Below are 12,946 nucleotides of genomic sequence, written 5' to 3'. Positions count from 1 at the left end.
GCGTAATTGGACCTAGTCCAATGTGTGGCGGGGCTCCCTTCACGGGGAATCCCGACTTGACGGCCCGCAGATCGCCGGTTCCCAGCCCGCTTCTTGCCGACAGTTGCCGGTATCAAGGAAGCCGCCGCGCGGACCACTCGGCGTGGTCCACGCGGCGGCCGCGGGGCATCAGTTCAGGGTGATCTGGCGGTTCAGGAGGCCGTTCCGCGCGCTGCGCTGACGAGTAGTCAGAGGCGTTGTGTCTGCGAGGGATTCGGCCAAACGTACGCCGAAGTCCGCGGCGGGCTTCTCGACGTCGTCGGCGGTCATCCCGCCCGGCAGATCCCAGACCGGGACCAGCAGGCCGTGCGCGCGGAAGGACCCGACGAAGCGGGTGCCCTCGCCGAGCGACGACGCCTCGGCGGCGTGCAGCCGGGCGATCGCGTCGAGCAGCTCCTCCTCCGGGTGCGGCATGACCCAGCGCAGGTGATTCTTCTCACGCATGCTGCACCAGTACGCCGCGTCCACCGACGTGAGGCGCGCGGTCGGCGTCGCCGCCGCGTTCGCGCGCTCCAGCGAGGCCGCGACGTCGCCGGTGGCGGCCTCGGCGTCCTCGACCCAGAAGTCGAAGCCCTCGTGCACGGTCACCGCGAGCGGCGCCGAGACGTCGAGCAGGTCCTGCAGGCGCGGCCCGGGGCCCGGCAGCGGGCCGGGGGTGACCGGCGTACCGTCCTCGGCGGCCAGTGCGCGCTCCAGGGCGTCGGCCAGGTCGCGGCTGACGTCGCCGGAACTGGTGTGCGTCTGGAGGCCGATGAGCACCGAGCCGTTGTCGCGGCGCAGCGCCGGCCACGCCATCGGCAGGACGGTCGCGAGCGTGACCGAGCGGTCCGCGTCGTCGACCCCGGCGGCCAGCTTCAGCTGCGCCGTCGCGGCCGGAACCAGCTCCCGCAGCGCGACCCAGTCGCACTCGTCGGCCAGTCCTTCGAAGGGCCGGTGCACCAGGGTCTCGGCGGCGGTGGCCGCCTCCCGACCGTGGCACGCCTTGTAGCGGCGGCCCGAGCCGCAAGGACAGGGTTCACGCCCGCCGACCACCGGAACCGTGTCCGTGGCGGTGGTCGTCTTCGTGCTGTGCTGGCCCTTCCGCGCGGCCTTCTTGCCCATGCTGAGATCTCTCCCGGTCGCGGATCGCGTGATAGACGATTGACGACCGCCGAGCGTAGTCCGCTCCCGGCATATAGCCCATTCCGCGACGTCGGGCGCCTCACCCCCGGCACCGCGCGGGCGCCGGCGGGATCCGCCGCGCGTTACAGCGGCTCGGCGGCGTCGAAGTCGAACTCCCAGTTCTCCGCCGGTTCCTCGGCCTCTTCGCGGCAGGTCGGCAGGAGGGCCCACACGGTGACCTCGTCGACCGAGCCGCGCACCCCCCAGTCCGCTGCCAGCGCGTCGATGATCGACAGGCCGCGTCCGCCGCGCGCGGTCAGCGACGGGCTCGCCTGCCGCGGGCGGGTCGGGCCGCCGCCGTCCGTCACCTCGATGGCCAGCAGATCGTCCGGACGCACCGCCCACGCGGCCCGCACACTGCCGGACGGCAGGGCGTGCGCGTGCTTGAGCGCGTTGCTCAGCAGTTCGGACAGCACCAGAGCGGCGTCGTCGACGAGAACTGCGGGCAGTCCGCGATCGGTGAGGTCGGCGATCAGACGGTGCCGGGCGGCACCGACGCCGACGGAGGCGTGCGGGACGAGTACAGCCTCTGAATCGGGCACCCCACGGGCCACGACCATTGCCACCCCCGGACCTCCTTCTCACCCACACGTCGGGCATGGGATGCCCGGTGTGCGTCGATCGGAAACAGTCTCGTCATCCGCCCGCGCGATCCGGGACGGTCCCCCCGCCACGCCGGGCCCCGCCCCCGCGCCGTGGGTGTCGGCGCCGGGCACCGGCGTACGCCCCCATTTCTACCCCCTATGGGCGGAGGAAGCTGAGGGGGTGGCCGGTCCTGATGAGGAGTTGTTACCGATGCCACCACCGGGCAGGCCGCGATCCGCGCCGCCACCCGACACACTCTGGTACGGATTCCCGTGCCCGGAAGGTCAGTTGGCGCGCGAAGCGGCTTTTACGCCCCCGGGTCGGCGGCTCAGCCGCCGGTCACCTGCGCGATGACGCTGCCGGGCCGGTTGGTGATGATCGCGTCGACGCCGAGGCGCAGGCAGAGCTCCACGTCCTCGGGCCGGTCGACGGTCCAGACGTGGACGCGGTGACCGGCCCGGTGCAGGCGGGCCACGAAACGCGGGTGGGCACGCACGATCTCGATGCTGGGGCCCGCGATGCGCACGCCCTTGGGCAGCGTGCCGTCCCGGAAGCGCAGCGGCACGCGTTCCATCAGGAACACCGCGGGCAGGCGCGGGGCCAGGTAGCGCATGCGCCGCAGCGACATCTGGCTGAAGCTCATGACGCGGACCGGCGAGGGGCCGTCGTCCGGCGGCCGGGCGAGGCCGAAGCGCTCCAGGAGTTCGACGAGGCGGCGCTCGACGAGGCCGGCGTACCGCGTGGGGTGCTTGGTCTCGATGGCCAGCTGCACCGGGCGGTCGGCGTCGACGACCAGTTGCAGCAGCCGGTCCAGGGTCAGGACCGACTTGCGGTCCCACTCCGGGGCCTCGGGGTCGTTGCCGTGCAGGCCGCCGGCCTTCCACGAGCCGAAGTCGAGCGTCGACAGGTCCGCGAGCTCGAGCGTCGAGACGAGGCCGCGTCCGTTGGAGGTGCGGTTGACGCGGCGGTCGTGCACGCAGACCAGGTGGCCGTCGGCGGTGAGGCGTACGTCGCACTCCAGGGCGTCGGCGCCGTCGTCGATCGCCTTCACATAGGCGGCGAGCGTGTGTTCGGGTACGTCCTCGGACGAGCCACGGTGCGCGACCACGTGCACGGTCGCCGCGGAATGAGCGGTCACCTCGTCATCGTGCCACTTCGTCCCCAACAGCAGGTGACCACCCGTCGACGCGTGGTGGTCACCTTTTCGGCCATCCGGTCAGCGGGTCTTGCGGCCCGCTGACCGGGCCCTGTCCAGCCGGACCAGGGCAAGCGTGCCCAGCGCCGACGCGGCGAAGGCGAACAGTGTGGCCGAAGTCCAACTCTGCGGGTGCACGTACAGGGTGTCCTGGACATCTGTCCAGAAACGCGCCCACCAACCGATCGATCCCGGGTTGATCAGCTGGTACACCGCGAAGCCGAGCACCCACGGCACGAGCATCGCCCAGCGCGCGGGGGCGTCCTGGCCGAGGTTCCACGCGGTGCGCCCGCGGCCGAGGAACCAGTCGACGGCCGTGACGCCGAGGAGCGGCACGAAGACGGAGCCGATCAGGTAGAGGAAGCTCTCGTACTTCGAGAAGTCGTCGATGAGCATCGCGAACCCGGTGACGAGCGCGCCGACCGCGAGGCAGATGAGGCGCCGGTCGAGGCGCGGCACGAGGTTCTGGATCGACATGGCCGTCGAGTACACGTTGGCGAAGCTCTGGTCGACCTCGCGGACCACCAGCACGGCGAAGAACAGCCAACCCGCGGAGATGCCGAGCAGGGTGTCGAACACGTCCTGGTCGGGCTTCGTCTGCGCGAGCGCGAGGATGCCGAGGAGGCTGCACCAGATGCCGGTGGTCGAGTAGCCGCCGAGCGCGCCCCAGAACGCGGTCTTCCCGTCGCGCGAATGGCGCGTGTAGTCGGACGCGAGCGGGACCCACGAGACCGCGAGCGCCACCGACGCGTCGACGACGGGGAGGAAGCCCTCCCAGGAGCCCTCGGTGAGGTCGGGTACGCCCGCGCGCACCAGTTGCACGGTGAAGTAGAGCATCGCGACGCCGACGGCGATGGTGACGTAGCGGCGCAGGATGCGCAGCATGCCGAGGGGGCGCAGCGACATCGCGGTGGTGACGACGCCGGCGATCACGACGTACAGCCAGTGCGGGCCCTTGCCGTCCGTCAGTTTCTCGATGCCCATCGCGATGACGGTCAGCTCGAACACGCCCCAGCCGACGCACTGCACGATGTTCATGCCGGTGGGCAGGTACGACAGCTTCGTCCCGAACAACCCGCGCAGCAGCGCCATCGCGGGCGCGCCGGTCGCCGCGCCGGGCAGGCCGGACACAGCGACCATCGCGGTGCCGACGACGGTGCCGATCGCGATGGCCAGGGAGGCGGCGATCAGCGACAACTGCGGGTAGCCGTACGGCTGGAGGAACGCCGCCGCGCCGCTGAAGCCGATGAGGCTGACGCCGAGGTTGGCCCAGAAGGAGAACTGGTCGCGGAAGCCGAGGGGCTTCGGCGGGTCCGTGTCGAGGACGAGCGGTGCTTCCGGCGGGCCGGATATACCACCCGAATTCGGACGCGGTTCGGTGGCAGCAGGAGCCGACATGGCTCTCCTCTTCTCCCTACGCCGGCATTACCCGGTCAGGTTCGAGCGGTCGGCGGCCCGGGAAGCGTCGCTTCCAGCCGCCCTCTCAGCCCGGTTCGTCCGAGCTCCCGCGATTGGTTTGCAGGGCAGAGTACGCGCAGCCGCGATCTCCTCCCAGAGGTGGGGTACCACAGCGGCGATCCGCGAGTACGTTTGCGGACATGACTAACCTGACCTGTCCGCGCTGCCGCGGAATGATGCAGACCTACCAGCGTGCCGGTGTGACGGTCGACCAGTGCACCCAGTGCCGGGGGATCTTCCTCGACCACGGCGAGCTGGAGCACATCATGAACGCCGAGAAGAGCTGGACCCAGCAGCAGTACCCGCAGCAGCCGTACCCCCAGCAGGGCTACCCGCAGCAGGCCCCGCCGCCGCCCGCCGCCCCCGGGTACGTCGCCCCGGTGCCGGCCCCCTACCCGGCGGCGGCGCCGCACGGGCAGGGCGGGCACGCGTACTACGGCCACGGCCGGCGCGGCCACCAGCAGGGCTACTACGGCCACCGCCGCGGCGGCCACGGCGGCTACTACGGACACGGGCGCCACGGCCGCAAGAGCTTCATGCAGCAGCTCTTCGACTGATCGGTTCCTCGGCTGATCGGGGTGTTTGTTCGGCTGATCGGCCCAGCCGCGGACCGCGGCCCCGACGGGGCTGATACGAGGGGTGTTCAGGCCGGTCCGCCCGCATTCGCCCCCCGGCGGCGTGTCCGTTCGGACGCGTCGCCGGGCACGCTCGCGCGCACTGCCGGATAATCCCGGGATAAAGAGTCCTGCACCGATCCGGCCTACGTGTTAACCGTGTTCCGACAGGTCATCGGCAACCCTGGTCGTGCCGAGTTTCCGATGAGTGGAGGTGCCGCGTGAGCGAGCTCACCGTGCGAACCAATGTGGGGGGCGGGCTTCGCGGACGCGGCGCCGAACGTGGCGAGGTGGCCGCATGAGCGATCGCGAATTCCCGGGCGAGAACCCTGGCGTACCCCCGGGCGAGGCACATCGCCCGGACCCGGTGGAGCAGGGGCCCGACCCCGCCGCGCCGGCGGGCGCACCCGAGCCGTCCGCCCGGCAGCCCGCCGAGCCGTCCGAGCCTCCGGCCTTCCCCGCCGCCGCAGCGGGCGCCGCGGCGGCCGACCCGGAGCCCTCGAAGGCCCCGGTGGGCCTGCCCCAGGACACTCCCGCCGCGCAGCCGGAGGCACCGGCACCCCAGGCCGCACCTCAGGCCGGGGCCGAGCCCGTCGCCGCCGCCGCGTTCGGCATGCCCGCGCCCCACGAGGGGGCGGCCGCCGGTATGGGCGACACCGCGGTCGGCGCCGCGACCTCGCCCCCGGGAGCCCCGCCCGGCACCCCGCCGTACGGCTTCCCCGCCGCGCCGTACCCCGGCTACCCGGGCTTCGGCGCACCCGTCCCGGCCCGGCGCCGACGCCGGCCGAACCCGCTGGTGGCCACCGCCGTCCTCACCGCACTCCTCGCGGGCGGTATTGGCGGCGGCATCGGCGCCTGGGTGGCCGACCGCGACGACGACAAGGCGTCGTCCAGCGTCAATTCCACCAACGGCCCGGTCGACCCGGCCTCGCTCAACCGCGCGCCCGAGTCGGTCGCCGGGATAGCGGCCAAGGCACTCCCCGGCACCGTGACCATCAAGACCAAGAGCGGCACCGGCCGCACCGCCCAGGAGGGCACCGGCGCCGGGTTCGTCATGGACGACCAGGGCCACATCCTCACCAACAACCACGTCGTCTCCCTCGCCGCCGACGGCGGCGAGCTCACCGTGACGTTCTCCGACGGAACGACCGTGCCGGGCAAGATCGTCGGCCGCGCGGAGGGCTACGACCTGGCGGTCGTGAAGGTCGACGGCGTCCAGAACCTCAAGCCGCTCCCGCTCGGCGACAGCGCCAACGTCGCGGTGGGCGACGCGGTCCTGGCCATCGGCTCGCCGTACGGCCTGGACGGCACCGTCACCACCGGCATCGTCAGCGCCAAGAACCGCCCGGTGGCCTCCGGCGACCAGCAGCAGACCTCGTACATGAACGCGCTGCAGACCGACGCGTCGATAAACCCCGGCAACTCCGGCGGCCCCCTCCTCGACGCGCAGGGCCGCGTCATCGGCGTGAACTCCGCCATCCGCTCGGCCGGCAGCGGCTCCGACCCGTTCGGCGGCCAGCAGGCCGGCAGCATCGGCCTGGGCTTCGCCATCCCGATCAACCAGGCCAAGTGGGTCGCCGACACCCTGATCCAGACCGGCAAGCCGGTGTACGCCCAGGTCGGTGTCATCCCCGACCCCGAGTACACCGGCGTCGGCGCCCGCATCCGCCCCAACACCGTCCAGGGCCAGGCCCCCGTCACCCCCGGCGGCCCCGCCGACAAGGCCGGCCTCAAGGCCGGCGACGTCATCACCAAGCTCGACGACCGCCCGGTGACCAGCTACGAGGAACTCTTCAGCGAGATCTGGAGCCACAAGCCGGGCGAAAAGGTCAAGCTCACCTACCAGCGCGACGGCAAGGAGGCCACCACCGAGGTCACCCTCGGCCAGCGCGAAGGCGACCAGTCCGGCTGACGCGCCGACCCCGAATCCCCGGTGATCGCATCGCCCGCCCATGAGACACTGTCCAGGCCCGCAACCCCCAAGGACCGCGGGCCTGGAGGGCTCGCCTAGCGGCCGATGGCGGCGGTCTTGAAAACCGCTAACTGGGGTGACCCAGTTCGTGGGTTCGAATCCCACGCCCTCCGCGCACAAGCACAAGAGTCGGCCCCTGACCTGGCACAACAGGCAGGGGTCGACTCATTCCCGCACCCACCGCCCCGCAGCTGCCGGACATGAGTCGGATGGGTCGCGTACGGCACAAACAGCCGCTTCAGGCCGAGCAGTTGGCGCCCTCGCATCCCGGTGGCCGGTGGCGAGCTGTCGCTTCCACGTGCGGTACCGGGTCTCGAAACTGCGCAGTAGGGCGCACAGTTCGTGAGCGGCGTCGGGCCTCTCCACGATGCGGGCCCAAGCTTCCAGGTCGCCAGTGCTCGGAGTCTGCCTGCCGGTCTCCAGCTTCGACACCTTCGAAGGCGGCCAGTCCAGACGGCGGGCGACCTCCCGGCCGGTCAGACCCGCGTCGGTGCGCAGCTCCCGCAGCCGCGCACCGAGCGATGCGCGCGCATGTTGGTGGTCGGTGCTCACATGCGTGACGCTACCTGGGACTGAAACAGCGTGTACGGGGCTGTGAAGTGCCATGCCGCATCACGAATTTGGCACGCCGCGAGGACCGCGGACTCGCCGTCGAACAGCTCCATTTCGAGCGACCGGTCGCCGTCGAAATGGAAGCGGCCGAGCAGTGGGAGTCGAACACCCAGAAGTCCCGTGACGGAAGGCCGGCCGTCTCGGCGTCGCTGCGCCAAAGGAACCGGATGTCCTCGCCTGCGGCAATGCTGTCCTCGACATCGGCCAGCAGGAACCGCTGGTAGTCGGTGGGCGGCTCGTCGACGACGCGCACACGTTCGATCCGTTTCCCCTGCTTCACCTGCTCACGGACCATGCCCAGCCAGGGCCGTCCGGGATCCGACACGTCCTCGCCGCGCATGAATGCCTGGAGCGCTTCCGTCTCGGACGCCACGCCGTACGCGCGCCTGGACTCCAGGCGCCACGCGGTGTGTTCGAAGCCGTGGCGAAAGAACTCGGTGATGCCCGGCCCGGTGATCAGTTCGGGCACGTCACTCCTTGGTGCGAAACGTGCGAGCAGTTCGCGTGGGACGACGACGACGAACGTCTCACTGTCCTTGACATCCCGCAGCTGCTCCAAGGCCTCCGCATCGGTGAGCCGCTCACCCTGGACGACGAAGTCCCCGGTGTCGGTCTCGTACAGGGTCGGGCAGTCGCCGTCCTTGGATGTGGTGCCGACGGGGGGCTGCGTTTTTCGGCTGTTGGGGGGCGCGTGTTCGGTCAGGGGGAGAGGCGGTGGTGGGTGCGGGCTGTGGCGGCTTGGAGGTCGGGGTGGGCGCGGTGGACGAAGCGGCCGACGATGCCGTCGTTGCCGTAGCGGCTCAGGATCTCGGCTATGCGCGCATCGACTGTGGTGGGTTCGCCGTCCGGTGTGGTGGTCATGTCGCAGTAGATGAGCGCGTCGACGAGGTACGGGTCCTCGAGCTCGAACTCGTCGGCCAAGCCCCGTGCGAGTCCCCGCTCTTCGGCCTCCACGAGGGCGCAGGAGTGGTGCGCGACGAGGCGGGTCACGCGGGTGTCGGCGTGTGCGATGTCGCGTAGGTACCGGGCGCCGTCCAAGGGGTGGAAGCCAGTCGCGATCAGTGCGGGTGCGTAGCCGATGTCGTGCAATACGGCTGCTGCGTAGAGGAGTTCGGCGTCCTCGCCGAGGACGGGTCCGAGCAATTCGGCGCGTCGGGCGACGCCTTGGGAGTGTGCCCAGCGGCGCGGCAGTGGTTCGGCGAGCGTGTTCTCGGCGAGGCGGTAGGCCCAGTCACCCAGCTGCATGGAACGAGCATACGAGAGGGCCCGCTCGTGATCACGGTGTGTCATTCAGGAGCGCGGAAACTGTCATTGTCCGGAACGCGCGAACGCATCTGTTGTTGATCGGAAGTTAATCGACCCTTTCCGTGGTGATCATTCGGCGATCATTGACCGGTTTTTTCGAACCCGCTTACTGTTGCGCCGGCGGAGTCGAATTCGTCCGTACGTCCCCGGACTCCGCAGAGACGAGGAATGAAATGAACTCGGCACTTCGGCGTACGCTGACCGCCGGCACCATTGTTGCGATGACCGCCGGAATTGGGGTCATGGGTGCGGGCACCGCGCATGCGGCGCCGTCGAACAGCGTCACGGCCATCTGCGGCAGCGGTTACAAGTGGGTGGACACGTACCCGGTGTCGTACCGGTCCGTGAGCGGGACCGTCTTCCAGCTCGGGCAGGCCGTGCTCGCGTACAACCCGGCCAACGGCAACAACTGCGCCTATACGTTCAAGCAGAACATCGCGGACCGCAACAACTTCTACGGGCACCCGACCTGGACCGGCATCAAGCTGATCAGCGAGGGCTCCACGTGGACCCCGAACTACGGGAACTTCAGCTACTACGCCGGCCCCGTCTACCGCTACGGAAAGAACCGGGCGGTGAAGCTCGTCGCGGACGTCGGTATCTACAAGAACGAATCCTGGGCCCACCTGGCGACCGGCTGGGAACACGGCGGCTGATTTCGACGGATCGGAACAGCGCGTACCGGTAAACAGCGCGCAGAAAAGAGAAAGAGTACCCAGGCGGTCGACCGCCTGGGTACTCTCCCATTAGCGGAGTTGGGAGCATAGGGATACGTCGACCAGGTGCTCGGTCAGTCTCCGCGGAGACGGATGAAGCGGACGTACGGGGTACGACCCGGGTCGCGGAGCACCTCGGCCGGGAGCGGGTCGGTGGGGTGGATGCGTCCGTGTTCGGGGTGGTCGACGGCCTCGTGCGTGCGGTGCGCGGCGGCTGCCGCGACCTCGGTGGCCTGGCGGGCGTCGAGTTGTGGTGAGGTGAGGGCCTCGGTGCCGTCGGTGAGGCGCGTGAGAAGTGCCCGCGGGCGGCGCGGGGTCCCGGTGAGGCCGATGACGGTGGCGTCGACGGTGTCCGCGTCGCGGATCTTGAGCCAGCCGCGCCGGAGTTGCGGGCGGTACGCGGTGTCCAGCCCCTTGGCGACCAGCCCCTCCACCCCGGTCGGCGCCAGCACCTCCCGCCAACTCAGCGCCTCCGCACGGTCGTTGGTGGCCATCACGATCTGCAGCGGCGGCTCGGCCTCGGCGAGCAGCGTGTGCAGGAGGTCCCAGCGCTCGCGCAACGGCAGGACCCGTACGTCGCGTTCCGGCACCGCGAGGAGGTCGAAGGCGACGTACGAGACCTGTACGGCGTCGCGCGCCCGGGCCCGCGCCGAGCGTACGAGCTGCCCGAACGCGAACCGCCCCTCGTGCCACGCGCACAACTCGCCGTCCAGCACCACGCCTTCGGGCAGACCGGCGACCGCCGCCGCGATGCCCGGGAAATCGGGGGCGAGGTCGCGACCGGAGCGGGACTGGAGGACGGCCGGTGCGTCGCCGCGCGCGAAGGCGAGGGCCCGCCAGCCGTCCAGCTTGATGGAGTACTGCGTGCCGCCCGGCAGCGCGTCCTCGGCCGGGACCTCGCGGACCGCCTTGGGGCGCATCACCTGAAGCGGGGGATCGAGCGGACGAGTGGAGGCCGGAGAGACCGACGAACCTGCGGCGCGCGAGGGGCTCGCCGCGCCGGAAGAACCCCCGGAACCCCCATCGGACGCAGCTCGTGCGGGCGTACGCCTCGCCACCCCCGCCCGCCCACGCTCGTCAGATGCCCCCGATGCCCCCGATGCCCCGGAAGCCCCCGGCCCCGGGATGTTCCCCGCCCTCCGCGGGTTGAGCAACGGCGCCAGCAGGTCGCCGTGTTCGTCCATGCGGGCGGGCATGTCGTCGATGGTGAAGGAGAGTTCGGCGGCGTCCCCGGCGGCCTCCAACTCCTCCCAGGTGACCGGCGCCGAAACGGTCGGCGTCGGCCGGGCGCGCACTGTATAAGGGGAAGCAGTCGTCTTGGCGGCCGCGTTCTGCGAGAAGTCGACGAACACATGGCCCGGACGCTCCTTCTTCGCCATCGTCGTGACGAGCAGCCCCGGGTGCGCGTCGGCGAGCTCCTGGGCCAGGCCCTTGGCGTACGCGGTCACCTGCGCGGACGGCGTCGGCGTGATGGGCACCAGCAGATGCAGCCCCTTGGAGCCGGAGGTCTTCGCGTACGCGGTCAGCCCGTCCGCCGCGAGCCGCTCGCGCAGCAGCAGCGCCGCGTCGCGGCAGGCCAGGATGTCGGCGGGCGCCCCCGGGTCGAGGTCGACGACGAGGCGGTCGGCCATCCCGGGCTCGTCCTCGCGCCACTGGGGGGTGTGCAGCTCGGCGACCAGGTTGGCCGCCCACACGAGGGTCGGCAGGTCCTGGACGACGACCTGGCGGATCGACTCCTTGGACTTGCTGGGCGTCTCCGTGGTGTGCACCCAGGTGGGTGTACCGGGCGGCAGGTGCTTGGTGACGAAGATCTGGCCGCCGGGCCCGTCCGGGTAGCGGACGAAGGAGACCGGCCGATCACGCAAGTGCGGCAGCAGCGCCGAGGCGACGGAGGTGTAGTAGTGCACCAGTTCGCCCTTGGTGGTGCCGGTCTCCGGATACAGGACCTTGTCGAGGTTCGACAGGCTGAGGCGGCGGCCCTCGACCAGGGTGATGGGCACGGTGACCTCCGCCGGGCAGCGCGACAAAGACGACAAATGGGATAATCAAGGCTACTCCCGGGACCGACGAACGGAGCAGTCGTGCGTGCCATCTGGAAAGGGGCGATCAGCTTCGGGCTGGTGAGCATCCCCGTCAAAGTCGTCTCGGCCATCGGCAGCGAGCACTCTGTGAAGTTCCACCAAATGCACCAGTCCGACCAGGGCCGCGTCCGGTACCGCAAGGTGTGCGAGCTGGACGGCGAGGAGCTGAGCCAGGGCGACATCGTGCGCGGCTACACGGCGTCGGACGGGCGGGTCGCGGTGGTGACCGACGACGACCTGTCCGAGCTGCCGCTGCCGACCGCCCGGACCATCGAGGTCCACGGGTTCCTGGCCGCGGACGACGTCGACCCGCTGCGCCTCGGAAAGCCTTATTACCTGTCGCCGGACACGTCCGGGGCCAAGCCGTACGTCCTCATGCGCGAGGCCCTGCGCCGCTCCGAGAAGGCGGCGGTGGCGAAGCTGGCCATGCGCGGGCACGAGACCCTGGCCCTGGTACGCGTACAGGACGACGTGCTCGTGCTGCACCAGCTCTACTGGCCGGACGAGGTCAACTCCACCGAGGGCGTCGCACCCACCGAGCGGGTCCGGGTCACGGACGCCGAACTCGACATGGCGGACACCCTCATCGGCGCCTTGGGCAGTGCGGACCTCGAGGAGTTCCACGACGAATACCAGGCGGCGGTCGAGGAGTTGGTGACCGCGAAGCTGGAGGGCGCCGAGCCGTCGGCGGAGCCGGAGTCGGCCGAGGACCGCGGCGGCGGCAAGGTCATCGACCTGATGGCGGCGCTGCGGCAGAGCGTCGAGGCGGCGCAAGGGTCGCGCAAGGCGCCGCGCTCGGAGCCGAGTTCGAAGCCGAGTGCGAAGGACGCGGACGCGAAGAAGACGGTGTCGAAGCGCGCCGCCGCCAAGACGGCGTCGTCGCGGTCCTCCGGTGCGAAGAAGAGCACGTCCACGTCCGGGGGTTCGGGGTCGGGTTCGGCGAAGAAGACCGCCGCCAAGTCGACGGCCAAGGGCAGCGGCAGCTCGACGGCCAAGTCGACCGCGAAGTCGACGGCGAAGTCGACGGCCGGCTCGTCGGGCCGGAAGGGGGCGAAGTCGGCGTCCAAGGCCCCTGCGCGGGGCGCCGCGAAGAAGACCGGGTGATCGTCCCTATATAGGGGAGACATCGCCGTCGCGAAGATCGGCCATTCCTCGGAAAGTGTCGTGAGTCACAGATTCCGAGGGGCGTACGGAATCCTTCGCGCGGG

12 protein-coding genes, 1 tRNA gene, 1 pseudogene and 1 riboswitch are annotated in these 12,946 nt (G+C 70.7%); of the genes and pseudogenes, 5 read left to right on the top strand and 9 right to left on the bottom strand.

The features are described from left to right. Positions 1-168: 168 nt before the first annotated feature. The 4 genes from ACWD12_RS14800 to ACWD12_RS14785 all read right to left on the bottom strand — a co-directional run bounded on the left by ACWD12_RS14800 (position 169) and on the right by ACWD12_RS14785 (position 4,378). Positions 169-1,140, bottom strand: coding sequence for a DUF5926 family protein (locus ACWD12_RS14800; RefSeq protein WP_450099861.1), 972 nt, complete (start codon positions 1,138-1,140; stop codon positions 169-171). A gap of 143 nt (positions 1,141-1,283) precedes the next feature. After that, positions 1,284-1,760: an ATP-binding protein gene (locus tag ACWD12_RS14795; protein WP_358347315.1), complete on the bottom strand. Its 477-nt coding sequence runs from the start codon at positions 1,758-1,760 to the stop codon at positions 1,284-1,286. Positions 1,761-2,113: 353 nt separating this feature from the next. After that, positions 2,114-2,923 carry a glycerophosphodiester phosphodiesterase gene (locus ACWD12_RS14790; protein WP_358347185.1) on the bottom strand — a complete coding sequence of 270 codons (810 nt, stop codon included), beginning with the start codon at positions 2,921-2,923 and terminating at the stop codon, positions 2,114-2,116. A 78-nt stretch (positions 2,924-3,001) separates the two neighbouring features. Then, positions 3,002-4,378: a purine-cytosine permease family protein gene (locus ACWD12_RS14785; protein ID WP_450099860.1), complete on the bottom strand. Its 1,377-nt coding sequence runs from the start codon at positions 4,376-4,378 to the stop codon at positions 3,002-3,004. Further along, positions 4,375-4,499: riboswitch (TPP riboswitch) on the bottom strand. (Overlaps the previous gene by 4 nt.) Before the next feature lie 79 nt (positions 4,500-4,578). On the opposite strand from ACWD12_RS14785, the gene ACWD12_RS14780 reads away from it, so the two are divergent. From ACWD12_RS14780 to ACWD12_RS14770, 3 genes are all read left to right on the top strand, one after another. Then, positions 4,579-4,995, top strand: coding sequence for a zf-TFIIB domain-containing protein (locus ACWD12_RS14780; protein WP_435838951.1), 417 nt, complete (start codon positions 4,579-4,581; stop codon positions 4,993-4,995). Positions 4,996-5,350: 355 nt separating this feature from the next. Beyond that, entirely contained in the window at positions 5,351-6,964 is a 1,614-nt protein-coding gene (locus tag ACWD12_RS14775; protein WP_450099859.1) for a S1C family serine protease, read from the top strand. 84 nt (positions 6,965-7,048) lie between these two features. Next, positions 7,049-7,137 (top strand) — tRNA-Ser (locus tag ACWD12_RS14770). 52 nt (positions 7,138-7,189) lie between these two features. Here ACWD12_RS14770 and ACWD12_RS14765 read toward each other — a convergent pair. The 3 genes from ACWD12_RS14765 to ACWD12_RS14755 all read right to left on the bottom strand — a co-directional run bounded on the left by ACWD12_RS14765 (position 7,190) and on the right by ACWD12_RS14755 (position 8,881). Then, the gene (locus ACWD12_RS14765) at positions 7,190-7,630 is read right to left on the bottom strand and encodes a helix-turn-helix domain-containing protein (protein ID WP_450099858.1); all 441 of its coding nucleotides are present in this window, start codon (positions 7,628-7,630) and stop codon (positions 7,190-7,192) included. After that, positions 7,587-8,105: a DUF6879 family protein gene (locus tag ACWD12_RS14760; RefSeq protein ID WP_450099857.1), complete on the bottom strand. Its 519-nt coding sequence runs from the start codon at positions 8,103-8,105 to the stop codon at positions 7,587-7,589. The genes ACWD12_RS14765 and ACWD12_RS14760 overlap by 44 nt, the downstream gene beginning before the upstream one ends. Before the next feature lie 230 nt (positions 8,106-8,335). Then, complete coding sequence (locus ACWD12_RS14755) at positions 8,336-8,881, bottom strand: HD domain-containing protein (protein WP_450099856.1); 546 nt, start codon at positions 8,879-8,881, stop codon at positions 8,336-8,338. A gap of 281 nt (positions 8,882-9,162) precedes the next feature. Here ACWD12_RS14755 and ACWD12_RS14750 point away from each other — a divergent pair, with 281 nt between their 5' ends. Then, on the top strand, positions 9,163-9,597 hold the full coding sequence (locus ACWD12_RS14750; protein ID WP_450099855.1) for a hypothetical protein: 435 nt from the start codon (positions 9,163-9,165) through the stop codon (positions 9,595-9,597). Between the two features lie 134 nt (positions 9,598-9,731). Here ACWD12_RS14750 and ACWD12_RS14745 read toward each other — a convergent pair whose 3' ends face one another. Together ACWD12_RS14745 and ligD are read right to left on the bottom strand one after the other, a co-directional pair. Continuing rightward, positions 9,732-10,577: an ATP-dependent DNA ligase gene (locus ACWD12_RS14745; RefSeq protein ID WP_450099898.1), complete on the bottom strand. Its 846-nt coding sequence runs from the start codon at positions 10,575-10,577 to the stop codon at positions 9,732-9,734. A 201-nt stretch (positions 10,578-10,778) separates the two neighbouring features. Further along, a pseudogene (gene ligD, locus ACWD12_RS14740) lies at positions 10,779-11,657 on the bottom strand (non-homologous end-joining DNA ligase); the annotation flags it as partial. An 81-nt stretch (positions 11,658-11,738) separates the two neighbouring features. Between ligD and ku the strand changes: the two are divergent. Further along, positions 11,739-12,842, top strand: a complete 1,104-nt coding sequence (gene ku / locus ACWD12_RS14735; RefSeq protein WP_450099854.1) for a non-homologous end joining protein Ku — start codon at positions 11,739-11,741, stop codon at positions 12,840-12,842. Positions 12,843-12,946: the final 104 nt, after the last annotated feature.

The organism is Streptodolium elevatio (assembly GCF_053592165.1).
This window is presented reverse-complemented; position numbering and strand designations above follow the sequence as displayed.

What these genes read in the sequence shown, in the direction of transcription:
- ACWD12_RS14800 (WP_450099861.1), bottom strand. Translation starts at nt 1,140, where the DNA reads ATGGGCAAGAAGGCCGCGCGGAAGGGCCAGCACAGCACGAAGACGACC.
- ACWD12_RS14795 (WP_358347315.1), bottom strand. Translation starts at nt 1,760, where the DNA reads ATGGTCGTGGCCCGTGGGGTGCCCGATTCAGAGGCTGTACTCGTCCCG.
- ACWD12_RS14785 (WP_450099860.1), bottom strand. Translation starts at nt 4,378, where the DNA reads ATGTCGGCTCCTGCTGCCACCGAACCGCGTCCGAATTCGGGTGGTATA.
- ACWD12_RS14780 (WP_435838951.1), top strand. Translation starts at nt 4,579, where the DNA reads ATGACTAACCTGACCTGTCCGCGCTGCCGCGGAATGATGCAGACCTAC.
- ACWD12_RS14775 (WP_450099859.1), top strand. Translation starts at nt 5,351, where the DNA reads ATGAGCGATCGCGAATTCCCGGGCGAGAACCCTGGCGTACCCCCGGGC.
- ACWD12_RS14765 (WP_450099858.1), bottom strand. Translation starts at nt 7,630, where the DNA reads ATGGCACTTCACAGCCCCGTACACGCTGTTTCAGTCCCAGGTAGCGTC.
- ACWD12_RS14755 (WP_450099856.1), bottom strand. Translation starts at nt 8,881, where the DNA reads ATGCAGCTGGGTGACTGGGCCTACCGCCTCGCCGAGAACACGCTCGCC.
- ACWD12_RS14750 (WP_450099855.1), top strand. Translation starts at nt 9,163, where the DNA reads ATGACCGCCGGAATTGGGGTCATGGGTGCGGGCACCGCGCATGCGGCG.
- ACWD12_RS14745 (WP_450099898.1), bottom strand. Translation starts at nt 10,577, where the DNA reads ATGCGCCCCAAGGCGGTCCGCGAGGTCCCGGCCGAGGACGCGCTGCCG.